Source organism: Pseudomonas sp. FA-1 (genome assembly GCF_056856075.1).
In genome coordinates this window covers 38,911-52,787 of the sequence record NZ_JBWXTH010000008.1, presented here as the reverse complement: position 1 = coordinate 52,787, position 13,877 = coordinate 38,911, and the positions used below count along the sequence as shown (strand labels likewise).

General features: G+C 65.0%; 11 protein-coding genes. 4 read left to right on the top strand and 7 right to left on the bottom strand.

The genetic code is table 11. The features are described 5' to 3' along the window. The first annotated feature begins 196 nt into the window (after window positions 1-196). A complete protein-coding gene (locus AC1MHZ_RS15570; protein WP_465001636.1) occupies window positions 197-1,576 on the top strand; it encodes a CYTH domain-containing protein in 1,380 nt (459 codons plus the stop codon). Between the two features lie 100 nt (window positions 1,577-1,676). On the opposite strand, the gene AC1MHZ_RS15565 is transcribed toward AC1MHZ_RS15570, so the two are convergent. Continuing rightward, window positions 1,677-2,144, bottom strand: a complete 468-nt coding sequence (locus AC1MHZ_RS15565; protein ID WP_084856540.1) for an Lrp/AsnC family transcriptional regulator — start codon at window positions 2,142-2,144, stop codon at window positions 1,677-1,679. A gap of 126 nt (window positions 2,145-2,270) precedes the next feature. Between AC1MHZ_RS15565 and AC1MHZ_RS15560 the strand changes: the two genes are divergently transcribed. The 3 genes from AC1MHZ_RS15560 (at window position 2,271) to AC1MHZ_RS15550 (ending at window position 4,839) form a co-directional block, all read left to right on the top strand. Beyond that, entirely contained in the window at window positions 2,271-2,597 is a 327-nt protein-coding gene (locus AC1MHZ_RS15560; protein ID WP_084856541.1) for a hypothetical protein, read from the top strand. A 147-nt stretch (window positions 2,598-2,744) separates the two neighbouring features. Beyond that, window positions 2,745-4,427, top strand: a complete 1,683-nt coding sequence (locus AC1MHZ_RS15555; RefSeq protein WP_482966590.1) for a GspE/PulE family protein — start codon at window positions 2,745-2,747, stop codon at window positions 4,425-4,427. A 91-nt stretch (window positions 4,428-4,518) separates the two neighbouring features. Next, window positions 4,519-4,839 carry a DUF2388 domain-containing protein gene (locus tag AC1MHZ_RS15550; protein WP_084856545.1) on the top strand — a complete coding sequence of 107 codons (321 nt, stop codon included), beginning with the start codon at window positions 4,519-4,521 and terminating at the stop codon, window positions 4,837-4,839. A gap of 215 nt (window positions 4,840-5,054) precedes the next feature. On the opposite strand, the gene gcvP is transcribed toward AC1MHZ_RS15550, so the two are convergent. The 6 genes from gcvP to AC1MHZ_RS15520 form a co-directional block, all read right to left on the bottom strand. Next, the gene (gene gcvP, locus AC1MHZ_RS15545; RefSeq protein WP_482966589.1) at window positions 5,055-7,928 is read right to left on the bottom strand and encodes an aminomethyl-transferring glycine dehydrogenase; all 2,874 of its coding nucleotides are present in this window, start codon (window positions 7,926-7,928) and stop codon (window positions 5,055-5,057) included. A 183-nt stretch (window positions 7,929-8,111) separates the two neighbouring features. Beyond that, window positions 8,112-8,495, bottom strand: coding sequence for a glycine cleavage system protein GcvH (gcvH, locus tag AC1MHZ_RS15540; protein WP_324815964.1), 384 nt, complete (start codon window positions 8,493-8,495; stop codon window positions 8,112-8,114). 48 nt (window positions 8,496-8,543) lie between these two features. Further along, the gene (gene gcvT / locus AC1MHZ_RS15535) at window positions 8,544-9,626 is read right to left on the bottom strand and encodes a glycine cleavage system aminomethyltransferase GcvT (protein WP_482966588.1); all 1,083 of its coding nucleotides are present in this window, start codon (window positions 9,624-9,626) and stop codon (window positions 8,544-8,546) included. Window positions 9,627-9,750: 124 nt separating this feature from the next. Beyond that, complete coding sequence (locus AC1MHZ_RS15530; protein WP_482966587.1) at window positions 9,751-11,373, bottom strand: ABC transporter permease; 1,623 nt, start codon at window positions 11,371-11,373, stop codon at window positions 9,751-9,753. A gap of 147 nt (window positions 11,374-11,520) precedes the next feature. Continuing rightward, on the bottom strand, window positions 11,521-12,522 hold the full coding sequence (locus tag AC1MHZ_RS15525) for an extracellular solute-binding protein (RefSeq protein WP_224457599.1): 1,002 nt from the start codon (window positions 12,520-12,522) through the stop codon (window positions 11,521-11,523). 134 nt (window positions 12,523-12,656) lie between these two features. Further along, window positions 12,657-13,874, bottom strand: a complete 1,218-nt coding sequence (locus tag AC1MHZ_RS15520; RefSeq protein ID WP_172403015.1) for a 2-octaprenyl-3-methyl-6-methoxy-1,4-benzoquinol hydroxylase — start codon at window positions 13,872-13,874, stop codon at window positions 12,657-12,659. Between the last annotated feature and the right edge of the window lie 3 nt (window positions 13,875-13,877).

Here is a 13,877-nt window from a genome sequence, read left to right as displayed (position 1 = left end):
CAACGCTTCCCAACCCCAGAACAACCTCCTGGAGGCTTCTTCGCAGGTAGACCCGCTCCCACAGGCTTGTCATGCTTGCCAGGGCGGCGCTATTGCCGTGTGAGCGGGTTTACCCGCGAAGAAGCCTCCGCAGTCCAACAGCCGAGAGCCGACTCCTGTAGACTGCACGCCAAAGATGCCCTCCTTCGAGCCTGCGATGCACAAAGAAACCGAACTCAAGCTCCGCGCCAGCCGCCAGACCCTGGCCGCCCTGCGCGAGCACCCCCTGCTGAAAAAGCGCAACAAGTCCGGCTGGCAGACCCGCGAGCTGCTCAACCAGTACTTCGACACGCCGGAGCGTGAACTCTCTGCAGCCCACGTCGCCCTGCGCCTGCGACGCGACGGCGAAGAAGTCATCCAGACCCTCAAGTGCCGTGGCCAGAGCGTGGCCGGCCTGTCCGAGCGCAACGAGTACGAATGGCACCTGGACAAGGTCAAGCTCGACCTGAAGAAGCTCGACGACACCTGCTGGCCGGCGCAACTGGCGGGGCTGGACAAAAAGACCATCAAGCCGCTGTTCACCACTGATTTCACCCGCGAATACGCCGAGATCGCCTGGGGCCGTGGCAAAGCCAAGGTGGTGATCGAAGCCGCCCTGGACCAGGGCTTCGTCATTGCTGGCAAGCGCAAGGAAGAAATCTGCGAGCTGGAACTGGAGCTGCGCGAAGGCGCGCCCGAAGCGCTGCTCGAGCTCGCCGCCGAACTGGCCGCCAGCCTGCCCCTGATGCCGTGCGACATCAGCAAGGCCGAGCGTGGCTATCGCCTGCTCGAGCCAGACAGCTATGACCTGAGCCTGCCGACCACCCAGCTTGAAGCCGAAACCGCACTGGACGACGCCTTCGCTGCCCTCGCCTGGCAGTTGCTGGGCAGCAGCCAGCGCCTGGCCGAGCAGTACCGCCACAATGGCCACTGGAGCCTGCTGCAGGAGTGGGTGCAGTGCCTGGCAGAACTGCGTGCCCTGGTCAGCACCCTCGGCCAGGCTGCACCTCGGGCCACTACCCGTGAACTGCGCAGCCGCCTGGACGCGCTGCTGGAAGATTGGCGCCCGCTGGTGCAGGCCGGCAACGACGACGAAGATGTTCGCCGCGTCGCCCCCGAGCAGTTCGCCGAAGAACTGGAGGACACCCGTTGGGGCCAGTTCTCTCTGGAAACCTCGCGCTGGCTGCTGGCTCGCGCCTGGACCGAGGAACGTAAAGGCCGTGGCGAACGCCAGGGCAAAGCGCACCTGGCCAGCTGGCTGGTGCACCTGCTCGGCGAGGAGGCCCGTGCGTTGCAGTTGCCGTTGTACAAACAGCGCCCCGAGGACCTGGCCGAACAGCTGCCGCGCATCGAGCGTTTGCAAGCCTGGCTGCACCATGCCCGCCAGGTGCTGGACGTACCGCAACTCGACCGCCTCTATGGCGAACTGAACAAGCTTCACCATCTGGCCGAGCAACCATTGTCGGACGAGTTGCTGGAAGCCCGCGTCGAGCAGGCTCGCACGGTAGATCAGAACCGCGCCTGGAAGTACCTGCTCAAGTCTGCGTCCACGCGTTGACCCAGTGGGCAACGGGGCTGCTTTGCAGCCCTTTCGCGGCACAAGGCCGCTCCTACATGACCCCGCGTGACGTCGCCCTTGTAGGAACGGCCCCAGCTGTCTAGACCAAGGGCAAGCTGGTCGTGGACTTGATCTCGGACAAGGCCACGATCGAATTGACTTCCTGGATCCCTGGCACATTCGACAGCTTCTCGAAGAAGAATCGCTCGTAGGCTTCGATGTCCGACGTGACGATGCGCAGCAGGAAATCCACCGAGCCCATCAGCACATAGCACTCCAGCACTTCCGGAAAGCCACGGATCGCCTCGGTGAACTCGGTGAAGTTCGAGCGCCCGTGCGCGTTGAGCTTGACCTCGGCGAAGATCTGCGTGTTCAGGCCGACTTTCTTGCGGTCGAGCAAGGTCACCTGGCTACGGATCACCCCTTCGTCCTTCAAGCGCTGAATGCGCCGCCAGCAGGGGGATTGCGACAGCCCGACGCGTTCGGCGACCTGCGCGCTGGACAACGAAGCGTCTTCTTGCAGCAACGCCAGGATGCGCCGGTCATAGGCGTCCAGTTCGCCTTGCATGAATAATTCCTTTATCTATGATGATTTGAATTGCTTAATTCGCCCCATAGGGGAATTTATCGAATCATAGCGAAGAAATACCCCGGTCGACCTGCAAGAATTTCCCTCTCACAGATGGAGACCGGCATGAACGCACTCGAACGGCCCGACACCCCGCAACGCATCGACACCTGGGCCGCTAATGCCGCCCACGCCACCGTGCGCTATCGCCTGCAAGCCGAGGCCGAGCCGGACAGCCTGTGCCGCGTGCTCAACCTGTTCGCGCTGCAGTTCCTCACACCGCACAGCGTGCATGTGCAACAGCAGGATGACGTGCTGGGCATCGAGGTTGGCGTTGGCGGCCTGAGCTGGCACCGGGCCGAGGTCATCGCCCAGAAGCTGCGCAACCTGGTGTGCGTCGGCGAAGTCAGCCTGGAGAACCTACCGCGCATAACTGGCCTGGCGGCGGGTTGAGCTGCCACCTCATCCATCATTCAGCGCTTTGCTAGGGCGCCGCACATCTGTGGGGCCGCGCAAGATTCCGAAACCCTTTGCCCCGCCTGCACCTTGTCATGCCGGCTAGCCTTACCAGCATCAACCTACCTGGCAAGGAAGCCAAGCATGCACACTGACGATACCCATGCCCTCGACTTGGGCCGGCTGCTCGATACCCTGCTGCTCGACCAGCGCCTGGACGCCAGCGACACCCTGCGCGTCCTAGAACAGGCCAACAGCCAGCCAAGCATCCATCCACTGGAACGCATCGCCAGCCTGGCCCTGGAGGACCGCCAGCGCCCAGGCAGGCATCTGGACCTGGACACCCTTTGCCAGTGGCTCGCCCACAAGGTCAGGCAACCCTTCCTGCGCATCGACCCGCTGCAGGTCGACGTGCAGAAGGTCAGCGGGTTGATGTCCCCGGCTTTCGCCCAGCGCCATGGCATTCTTGCCGTGGCCGTGGACGACAACGGCGTCACGGTGGCCAGCGCCCAGCCCTACCAACGCGAATGGGAGGCAGACCTCACCCGAAGCCTGGGCAAGCCGGTACGGCGGGTACTGGCAAGCCCGGTGCAGATCCGTCAGCTGGCCCAGACCTTCTTTCGCCTGGCCCATTCGGTCCAAGGCGCCCAGCACCAGCAGCCCACCAGCCTGGGAGAGCTGGAGCAATTGCTCGAACTGGGCCAGCGCCATACCGAAGCCAGTGCCGACGATGCGCATATCGTACATATCGTCGACTGGATGCTGCAGTACGCCATCGAGCAAAGGGCCAGCGATATCCACCTTGAGCCGCGCCGCGAGCAGGGGCAGCTGCGGTATCGCATCGACGGCCTGCTGCATGGGGTCTATGCCTTTCCCGCAGGTGTCACCCTGGCCTTGGTCAGCCGCCTGAAGCACCTGGGGCGAATGGACGTAGCTGAAAAACGCCGCCCCCAGGACGGCCGTCTGAAAAGCCGCCTGCCCAGTGGTGGCGAAGTGGAGCTGCGCCTGTCCACCCTGCCCACGCCTTTCGGCGAGAAACTCGTGCTGCGCCTGTTCGACCCGCAGCAGTTGCACCAGGACTTCGACCGCCTGGGCCTGGAGGGCGAGCAACTGCGGCAGTGGCAAGCCCTGCTCGGCCACCGCCAGGGGATCCTGCTGGTCACCGGCCCCACCGGGTCGGGCAAGACCAGCACGCTCTACGCCAGCCTTCGGCAATTGGCCACGCCCCAGGTCAACCTGTGCACCATCGAAGACCCTATCGAGCGCCTGGAACCGGCGTTCAACCAATTGCAGGTCCAGCCGGGCCTGGACCTGGGCTTTGCCAACGGCGTGCGGGCCCTGCTGCGCCAGGACCCGGACATCATCATGGTCGGCGAGATCCGTGATCGGGAAACCGCACAGGTCGCGGTCCAGGCCGCACTGACCGGACACCTGGTGCTTTCCACGCTGCACACCGACGACGCCTGCGGCGCGATTACCCGCCTGCAGGAACTGGGCGTGGCCGACTACCTGATCAAGGCCACGCTGCTCGGTGTCATGGCCCAGCGCCTGGTACGCACACTGTGCGTCGACTGCCGGGGTGCAGCGGCCCACGAAGCCCTGCCCTGCCGCACCTGCCGCGGTACCGGGTACCACGGTCGCACGGGCCTGTTCGAACTGTTGGCGCCCAGTGCGCAGCTGCGCGCCAGCATCGGCCCGGGCTGCGACCTGGCCACCTTGCGACAACAGGCGCTTGCCGAAGGGCTGCAGGATCTGCGTCGTTGCGGCGAGGCGAAAGTCGATGCCGGCATAACCAGCCTGACGGAGGTGCTACGCGTCTGCTCCTGAGGAAAAAAGCCTTGTATTCAGGGAACTTGCGTCACCTGGGCAAGATCAAAGCGGCCATCCCACAACCCTCACCATTCGAGGTGAATGCATCATGCGTCTCAAAACCGCCATCGCAGCCGCTGCCCTGTTCTCGCTGCCCCTCGGCTCCGCCATGGCCGATGATGAAACCTTCTGGCGCAACGTCATTTCTTCCGGCGCGACCACCGCATCGAGCTACCTGACCTCAGCCGACCACAAGATGGTTCTGGCCGCCCAGGACGACGCCGGCAGCTTCGTCGCCAGCGAAGGTGCAATCCGCGGCCCTTACCTGGAAGCGGCGATCCGCAAGGTGCGAGCCGACAACCCGGGCATGAAGGCGAGCGACATGGAACTGGCCAACGCGATCCTGGCCAAGAACGCCGTCGTCGAATAACTCCCCATCGCGGAGCAAACCGCGCCCGCACAACCTTGAAGGCAGCACCGTACCTGTAGGAGCAACTGTCTTGCGTTGCTTGCCCCGGCCCTATCGCCGGCAAGCCGGCTCCCACAGGTACGGCGGTGTCTCTGATCACAGCGCAGGGCAGGTGGGAGCCGGCTTGCCGGCGATGGGCTGCGCAGCAGCCTCACTGCAGCCGGGCCCGACCAGCCTCACCGGTACGCCTCCACCGGCACACACGCGCAAAACAGGTTCCTGTCGCCATACACATTGTCGACCCGGTTCACCGCCGGCCAGTACTTGTGCTGCCGAACGTGGGCAGTGGGGGCAACCGCCTGCTCCAGGCTGTACGGTCGCGTCCATGGCGCCAATACATCGGCCAAGGTATGCGGCGCATGCTTGAGCGGGTTGTCATCGGCCGGCCAGTTGCCCTCCTGCACTTGGTCTATTTCCGCACGAATCGCCAGCATCGCCTCGACGAAACGGTCCAGCTCGGCCTTGGATTCGCTCTCCGTCGGTTCGACCATCAGCGTGCCTGGCACCGGGAACGACATGGTCGGTGCGTGGAAGCCGTAGTCCATCAGGCGCTTGGCCACATCCTCCTCAGTGATGCCGGTCAAGGCCTTGAGCGGGCGCAGGTCGAGGATGCACTCATGGGCCACGCGTTCGTTGCGCCCACGGTAGAGCACCGGGAAGGCCCCTTCGAGCCGGCGGGCCAGGTAGTTGGCCGAAAGAATCGCCACCTCGCTGGCGTCGGCCAGTTGCGGCCCCATCATGGCGATGTACATCCAACTGATCGGCAGGATGCTGGCACTGCCCCACGGGGCTGCGCTGACGGCACTGTTGTTCGGGTCGAGCCCTGGTACCGGCACCACGGGGTGGCTGGCAACGAACGGTTGCAGGTGCGCACGCACGCCGATCGGCCCCATGCCCGGACCGCCACCGCCGTGAGGGATGCAGAACGTCTTGTGCAGGTTCATGTGCGAGACGTCGGCACCGATGTCCGCCGGCCGCGCCAGGCCGACCTGGGCGTTGAGGTTGGCGCCATCCATGTACACCTGGCCACCATGCTGGTGGATCACGTCGCAGATCTCGCGGATACCTTCCTCGTATACCCCGTGTGTCGAGGGGTAGGTGATCATCAGGCATGACAGCCGCGGGCCGGCCTCACGGGCCTTGGCCTTGAGGTCGTCGAGGTCGACGTTGCCAGCGTCGTCGCACTCGACGATCACCACCTCCATGCCGGCCATCTGTGCCGAGGCCGGGTTGGTGCCGTGGGCGGACGAAGGAATCAGGCACAAGGTTCGCTGCGGTTGGTGCCGGCTGTGGTGGTAGCGGGTGATCGCCATCAGGCCGGCATATTCGCCCTGGGCGCCGGAATTGGGCTGCATGCAGATCGCATCGAAGCCAGTGATGGCGCACAACCAGCTTTCCAGTTCGTCGATCATGGCCTTGTAGCCCTGGGCCTGGGCCGCCGGAACGAACGGGTGCAACAGTGCGAAGCCAGGCCAGGTGATGGGAATCATCTCGCTGGTGGCGTTGAGCTTCATGGTGCAGGAACCCAGCGGGATCATCGACTGGTTCAGCGCCAGATCCTTGTTCTCCAGCTGCTTAAGGTAGCGCAGCATCTCGGTTTCGCTGTGGTGCAAGTTGAACACCGGGTGGGTGAGCAACGGCGTGCGCCGCACCAACGCGCCAGGGATGCCTTCGGGCAGGGCCTGGCCATCCAGCTCGGCGATGCTCAGGCCGTGGTCGACGCCCAGGAAGATATCGAACAGACGCAGCACCGTGGCCTCGGTGCAGGTTTCATCCAGGCTCACACCCAGATGCCCGCGCCCGAGAATCCGCAGGTTGATGCGTGCATCCGCGGCGCTCTCGATGATCGCCGCCTGGGCGCCACCGACCTCGAGGGTCAGGGTGTCGAAGAAGTGCTGGTTCAAGCGCTTGATGCCTTTGGCTTGCAGGCCTGCGGCCAGGATGAAGGTCAGCCTATGCACCCGCTGGGCGATGCGCCGCAGCCCCTCCGGGCCGTGATAGACGGCATAGAAGCCGGCGATATTGGCCAACAGCACTTGGGCCGTGCAGATGTTCGAGTTGGCCTTCTCGCGGCGGATGTGCTGCTCGCGGGTCTGCAAGGCCATGCGCAGGGCGGTGTTGCCCCGGGCGTCGCGCGACACACCGATGATGCGCCCGGGCATGGCCCGTTTGAATTCGTCACGGCAGGCAAAATAGGCGGCATGGGGGCCGCCATAGCCCATGGGCACGCCAAAGCGTTGGGTCGAGCCCAGCACCACATCGGCGCCCAGCTCGCCGGGCGGCGTGAGCACCACCAGGCTGAGGATGTCCGCGGCTACGCAGGCCAGGGCATGCTGGCCGTGCAATTGGTCGATCAGCGGGCGCAGGTCACGTATCTCACCGTGGGTATCCGGGTATTGCAGCAGGGCGCCGAACACCTGGTGCTTGCCCAGGTTGTCCACCGAGTCGACGATCAACTCGAAGCCGAAGCCTTCGGCGCGCGTGCGCAACACCGAGAGCGTCTGCGGGTGGCAGTGCTCGTCGGCGAAGAAGACATTGCTCTTGTTCTTGGCCACCCGCTTGGCCAGCGCCATGGCCTCGGCTGCCGCGGTGGCCTCGTCGAGCAGCGACGCGTTGGCCAGGGCCAGGCCCGTGAGGTCGATGACCATCTGCTGGAAGTTCAGCAGCGCCTCCAGGCGCCCTTGGGCGATTTCCGGCTGGTAGGGCGTGTAGGCGGTGTACCAGCCAGGGTTCTCCAGCACGTTGCGCAAGATGACGGTTGGCGTGAGGGTGGCGTGGTAGCCCATGCCGATCAGGCTGGTCCACACCTGGTTCTGCTCGGCATAGCCGGCGAGCTTGGCCAGGGCGGCCTGTTCGTCCAGCGCAGGCGGCAGGTCGAGTGGGCGCCCGAGGCGAATGCCGGGTGGCACGGTCTGCTCGATCAGCTCGACACGGCTGGCGACGCCCAGGGCGTCGAGCATGGCCTTCTGCTCCGAGGCATCAGGCCCCAGGTGACGACGCAGGAAGGGGTTGAGCTCTTGCAGTTGACTCAGCGATGGCGACTGGGACATGGCGACGATCTCTTCCTGGACCCGTTCTCTTGGAAACTTACAAGTCTAGGAAGGGATTGCCGATGCTGCGGGAAAACTTGCTTCACCCACTCCATGCATTGGCGGGTAAATCCGCTCCCACATGGGTGACACAATCCTGTGGGAGCGGGTTTACCCGCCAATGGGTAGGCATGGCAAGGACGCTTACTCGCCGATGGCAGCCTGGTAGCCAGCAGCATCCAGCAGCTTGTCCAGCTCGGCAGGGTTGCTTGGCTTGAGCTTGAAGATCCAGGCCTCGTAAGGCTCGTCGTTGAGCCTTTCCGGGCTATCGGCCAGCTCTTCGTTGACCGCAGTCACTTCACCGGCCACCGGCGCATAGATGTCCGAAGCGGCCTTGACCGACTCGACCACACCCGCGGCGTCGCCGGCGGCAAACACCTTGCCCACTTCTGCCAGTTCGACGAACACCACGTCACCCAGGGCTTGCTGGGCATGGTCGCTGATACCTACAGTCACGCTGCCGTCGGCTTCCAGGCGAGCCCACTCGTGGCTCTCGGCAAAACGCAGGTCGGCGGGGATTTGGCTCATTGTCTTGTATTCCTCGTTAGGGTCAGCGGTCGGCCCGCCGTTGGGTATTCAGATCAGGATCTTGCCATGGCGCACGAAGGTCGGCTTGACCACCCGCACCGGGTACCACTTGCCACGGATCTCCACTTCGGCGCGGTCGCCCGTGGCCATGGGTACGCGCGCCAAGGCAATGGACTTGCTCAGCGTAGGCGAGAAACTACCACTGGTGATCTCTCCTTCGCCAATCCCGGCGACTCGCACCACTTGGTGGGCCCGCAGCACGCCACGTTCTTCCAGTACCAGGCCGACCAGTTTTTCCTGCACGCCCCGCTCGATTTCCGCGAGCAGGCCGGCCCGGCCGATGAAGTCGCGCTCGGCCGGCTCCCAGGCGATGCTCCAGCCCAGGTTGGAGGTCAGGGGGGTATGGGTTTCGTCGATATCCTGCCCGTAGAGGTTCATCCCGGCTTCCAGGCGTAGGGTGTCGCGCGCCCCCAGGCCACTGGGCGCAATGCCTGCGCCGACCAGGTCGTTGAAGAAGGCTGGGGCCTGTTGCCCGGGGAAGATGATTTCCAGGCCGTCTTCACCGGTGTAACCGGTGCGGGCGATGAACCAGTCACCTTCGGCAACACCTTCGAACGGGCGCAGCTCACGGACCAGCGCAGCACGCGGGGCACTGAGCAGTTGGGCGACTTTCTCGCGGGCGTGGGGGCCTTGGATGGCGAGGATTGCGAGCTCAGAGCGCTCGACGAAGTTGATGGCGAAACCGGCGCTCTGCGTCTGCAGCCAGGTGAGGACCTTGTCGCGGGTGGCGGCGTTGGCCACCAGGCGATAGCCGATTTCCGTGCGGTAGGCGATCAGGTCGTCGATGACGCCGCCGTCGGCATTGAGCAACGGGCTGTACAGCGCCTTGCCGGGGCTGTCCAGGCGAGCCACGTCATTGGCCAGCAGGCGTTGCAGCCAGGGCGTGGCCGCATCGCCGGCGACATCGATCACGGTCATGTGGGATACATCGAAGACCCCGCAGTCACTGCGCACCTGGTGGTGCTCCTCGACTTGCGAGCCATAGTGCAGGGGCATGTCCCAGCCACCGAAATCGACCATCTTGGCGCCAAGCGCCAGGTGCAGGTCATACAGAGGCGTACGCTGTCCCATGGGTTTCTCCTTCCGGGCGTGGCGAAGCGGCGGCGGTCGGCGACGTTTGCCCATCACCTGATCTTGTAGGACCCACCGCAGCGAATGCCGCGCATTGTAGCCGCAAGCACGAGCCCTGGCACCCTCAGTGACGATGGCCGGGGCGCCGTGCCGAACGCCGGATCAAACCGATGACCGGCAGCAGGCCGACCAGGACCAGCGTCAACGCAGGCAGCGAAGCCCGCGCCCATTCACCCTCGCTGGTCATCTCGAACACCCTCACGGCCAAGGTGTCCCAGCCGAACGGTCGCATCAGCAGGGTGGCCGGCATTTCCTTGAGCACGTCGACGAATACCAGCAAGGCGGCGCTCAGCGCACCGGGAACCAGCAAGGGCAGGTAAACCTTGAAAAACAACCCTGCACCGCCTACGCCCAGGCTACGCGAGGCCTCCGGCAACGACGGCCGGATACGCTCCAGACTGCTTTCCAGCGGGCCATAGGCCACGGCCATGAAGCGCACCAGGTACGCCAGCAGCAAGGCCGACAGGCTACCCAGCAGTAAAGGCCTGCCCGCGCCCCCAAGCCATTGGGAAAGCGGTACCACCAGCTGGTTGTCCAGGTAACTGAAGGCCAGCATGATCGACACGGCCAGTACCGAGCCAGGCAAGGCATACCCCAGGTTGGCCAGGCCCACCCCGGCGCGGATGCCACCGGTCGGCGCCTGGCGCCGGGCGAACGCCAGCATCAGCGCCACGCAGACCGTGACCAGCGCGGCCATGCCGCCCAGGTAAAGGGTATGCAGGACCAGCCCGACATAGCGTTCGTCCAGGTCATGTCGACCGCGCTGCCAGAACCACGCCAGCAGCTGCAATACAGGGATGACGAAGGCACAGGCGAATACCAGCAGGCACCACCCGGTGGCCGCCGCTGCCTTGGCCCCACGCAAGTGGTAGAGCGCCTGTCCCCGCGGGCGCTCGCTGGCGCTGCGGGAGGCACCGCGGGCGCGACGTTCGCCGTACAGCACCAGCATCACCACCAGCAACAGCAGGCTGGCCAGCTGCGCGGCGCTGGAAAGGCTGAAGAACCCGTACCAAGTCTTGTAGATGGCGGTGGTGAAGGTATCGAAATTGAACACGGCCACAGCGCCGAAATCCGCCAGGGTCTCCATCAGTGCCAAGGCGATGCCCGCGCCGATGGCCGGCCGGGCCATGGGCAAGGCCACCCGCCAGAACGCCTGCAGCGGCGATAGGCCCAGCACCCGCGCCGCTTCCATCAGGCCTTTGCCCTGAGCCAGGAATGCGCTGCGCGCCAGCAGGTAGACGTAGGGATAGAACACCAGCACCAAGACCGTGATCACCCCGCCGGTGGAGCGCACCCGTGGCAGGCGCATGGGCCCGAATACCTCACGCAGGGCCGTCTGCACCGGGCCTGCGAAGTCCAGCAGGCCGACGAAGACGAACGCCAGTACATAGGCGGGAATGGCAAAGGGCAGCATCAGCGCCCAGTCGAGCCAGCGCCGGCCAGGGAACTCGCACAGGCTGGTGAGCCAGGCCAGGCTCACGCCCAGCACGGTCACACCGGCACCGACGCCCAGCACCAGCGTGAGCGTATTGCCCAGCAGGCGACTCATCTGGGTGTCGAGCAGGTGCGACCAGATCTGCATGTCGATCGACTGCCATGAAAGCAGCAGGACGCTCAGGGGCAGCAGCACCAGAGCGGCAACCAGGGAAACCGGGAGGTACCAGCGGCGTTGAGGGGCGTGGGACAAGGCAAATGTCTCTGTACTGATGGCGACCGCTGCGCGGTCGTTCGCGGGTAAACCCGCTCCCACAGAGTCTGGCGGCAGGCCAGTGCTGTGGGAGCGGGTTTACCCGCGAAAGGGCCTTCACAGGCCCTGAAGGATAAAGCCTGGCGCTTAGTTCCAGCCAGCCCGGTCCATCAAACGGATGGCCTCGGCCTGGCGCTTGCCGGCCACTTCTACCGGGATGCTGTCGGCCTTGAAGCTACCCCAGGCCGCCACTTCGTCCGATGGCTTGACCTTCGGGTTGGCCGGAAACTCCTGGTTGATATCGGCGAACAGTTTTTGCGCTTCGTCACCGGTCATCCATTCCACCAGCTTCTTGGCGGCTTCCGGGTGAGGCGCATGCTTGGTCAGGCCGATACCGGAGAGGTTCACGTGCACGCCACGGTCGCCTTGGTTGGGCCAGAACAGCTTGACCGGCAGGCTGGGCTTTTCCTTGTGCAGGCGGCCGTAATAGTAGGTGTTGACGATGCCCACGTCGCACTGGCCGGCCTCGATGGCCTGGAGCACGGCGGTGTCGTCGGAGAACACGTCAGTGGACAGGTTGTTGACCCAGCCCTTGATGATTTCCTCGGTCTTGGCTTCGCCGTGGGTCTCGATCAGGGTGGCGGTCAGCGACTGGTTGTAGACCTTCTTCGCCGTGCGCAGGCATAGGCGGCCTTCCCACTGCTTGTCGGCCAGGGCCTCGTAGGTGGTCAGCTCCTCGGGTTTGACCCGGTCGGTGGAGTAGGCGATGGTCCGCGCGCGCAGGCTCAGGCCGGTCCAGTCATGGGACGAGGCGCGGTACTGCGGCGGGATATTGTTATCGATGACGTCCGACTTGATCGGCTGCAGGATGCCCATCTGCTCAGCCTGCCAGAGGTTGCCGGCATCGACGGTGAGCAACAGGTCGGCGACGCCGTTCTCGCCCTCGGCCTTGATGCGCTGCATCAGCGGGGCTTCCTTGTCGGTGATGAACTTGATCTTCACGCCGGTCTTGGCGGTGTAGGCGTCGAACACCGGCTTGATCAGCTCGTCGATGCGCGAGGAATACACCACCACTTCGTCCGCCGCCTGGGCGGTGCCGCCGAACAGGGTCAGGGCCAGGGCGGCCAGTAGGGGCTTGCGTGGCAACATCGGGTATTCCTCGCTGAGTTGGGAGGTGCAAATGGTAGTGAATCCCATTTTGCCTCTCACCTACGCAGACGTTACCGAATGTTGCCAAAGGGCCCGGTGTGCACTTCTGAGGGGCTTGTCCCGCGATTGGGCCCTCAGGCCTTCGCCAACTCAGGCAGGTCCCCGGAAAGCCCCAGCGCCTGACGCACGAACAGCGCCTTGGCCTCCGGCACCTGTTCCACCAGTTTCAGCCCGCTGTTGCGCAACCAGCGCAGCGGCAGCGGGTTGGCCTGGAACAGGCGCTCGAAGCCTTCCATCGCCGCCATCAATGCCAGGTTGTGCGGCATGCGCCGACGCTCGAAGCGGCTCAGCACCTTCACATCCGCCAGCCGCTCACCTCGCCCGCAGGCACGCTCCAGCTCCTCGGCCAGCACCGCGGCATCCAGGAAGCCCAGGTTGACGCCCTGCCCGGCCAGCGGATGGATGGTATGGGCGGCATCGCCGATCAACGCCAACCCTTCGTCGACATAACGCTTGGCATGACGCTGGCGCAGCGGCACACACACCCGCGGGTCGGCTCCCAGCACCTCGCCCAGGCGCCCTTCGAAGGCGCGGCCCAAGGCTTCGCAGAAGGCCACGTCATCCAGCGCCATGAGCTTGTCGGCCTGCTCCGGCGTGGTCGACCAGACGATCGAGCACCATACCTGCCCGTCCCCACGATCCAGCGGCAGGAACGCCAACGGCCCTTCATCGGTGAAACGCTGCCAGGCCGTGGCCTGGTGCGCCTGGCTGCAGCGCACACTGGTGACGATGGCGTGGTGCAGGTAATCCCACTCACGGGTTTCGCAGCCGGTCAGTTTGCGCACCGCGGAGTTGGCGCCGTCGGCAGCCACCACCAGCGGTGCGCGCAGGCGCCGGCCATCGGCCAGGGTCAGCAGCCACTCATCGCCGGAACGGCGCATCTGCTCCAGCCGGGCATTGGGCAGCAGCCCCACGTCGCTGTCGTGCAAGCGCTCCAGCAGGCCGTCTTGCACCACCCTGTTCTCGACGATATGGCCAAGCACCTGAGCATGCACGCTGGCCGCCGAGAAGTGGATCTGCCCGGTGCCGCTGCCGTCCCAGACGTGCATGTCCGAATACGGCGAGACACGCCGACCGGCGATGCCTTCCCAGGCCCCCAGGCGCTCGAGGATGCGCTGGCTGGCCGCGGACAAGGCGCTGACCCGCGGTTCGAAAGGCGCCTGGGCATCGAAGGGTCTTACCGACAGCGGGCCGCCATCGAGCAGGAGGATTTCCAGGCCGCTGTGGTGCAGTGCCAGGGCCAGGGCGCTGCCGACCATACCGGCACCGACAATCAACAGATCTGCGCGCATTTC

Coding starts and splice junctions, on each gene's coding strand:
- AC1MHZ_RS15550 (WP_084856545.1), top strand. CDS start 4,519: ATGCGTCTCAAAACCGCCATCGCAGCCGCTGCCCTGTTCTCGCTGCCC.
- AC1MHZ_RS15555 (WP_482966590.1), top strand. CDS start 2,745: ATGCACACTGACGATACCCATGCCCTCGACTTGGGCCGGCTGCTCGAT.
- AC1MHZ_RS15560 (WP_084856541.1), top strand. CDS start 2,271: ATGAACGCACTCGAACGGCCCGACACCCCGCAACGCATCGACACCTGG.
- AC1MHZ_RS15520 (WP_172403015.1), bottom strand. CDS start 13,874: ATGCGCGCAGATCTGTTGATTGTCGGTGCCGGTATGGTCGGCAGCGCC.
- AC1MHZ_RS15565 (WP_084856540.1), bottom strand. CDS start 2,144: ATGCAAGGCGAACTGGACGCCTATGACCGGCGCATCCTGGCGTTGCTG.
- gcvT (WP_482966588.1), bottom strand. CDS start 9,626: ATGGGACAGCGTACGCCTCTGTATGACCTGCACCTGGCGCTTGGCGCC.
- AC1MHZ_RS15570 (WP_465001636.1), top strand. CDS start 197: ATGCACAAAGAAACCGAACTCAAGCTCCGCGCCAGCCGCCAGACCCTG.
- gcvP (WP_482966589.1), bottom strand. CDS start 7,928: ATGTCCCAGTCGCCATCGCTGAGTCAACTGCAAGAGCTCAACCCCTTC.
- AC1MHZ_RS15525 (WP_224457599.1), bottom strand. CDS start 12,522: ATGTTGCCACGCAAGCCCCTACTGGCCGCCCTGGCCCTGACCCTGTTC.
- gcvH (WP_324815964.1), bottom strand. CDS start 8,495: ATGAGCCAAATCCCCGCCGACCTGCGTTTTGCCGAGAGCCACGAGTGG.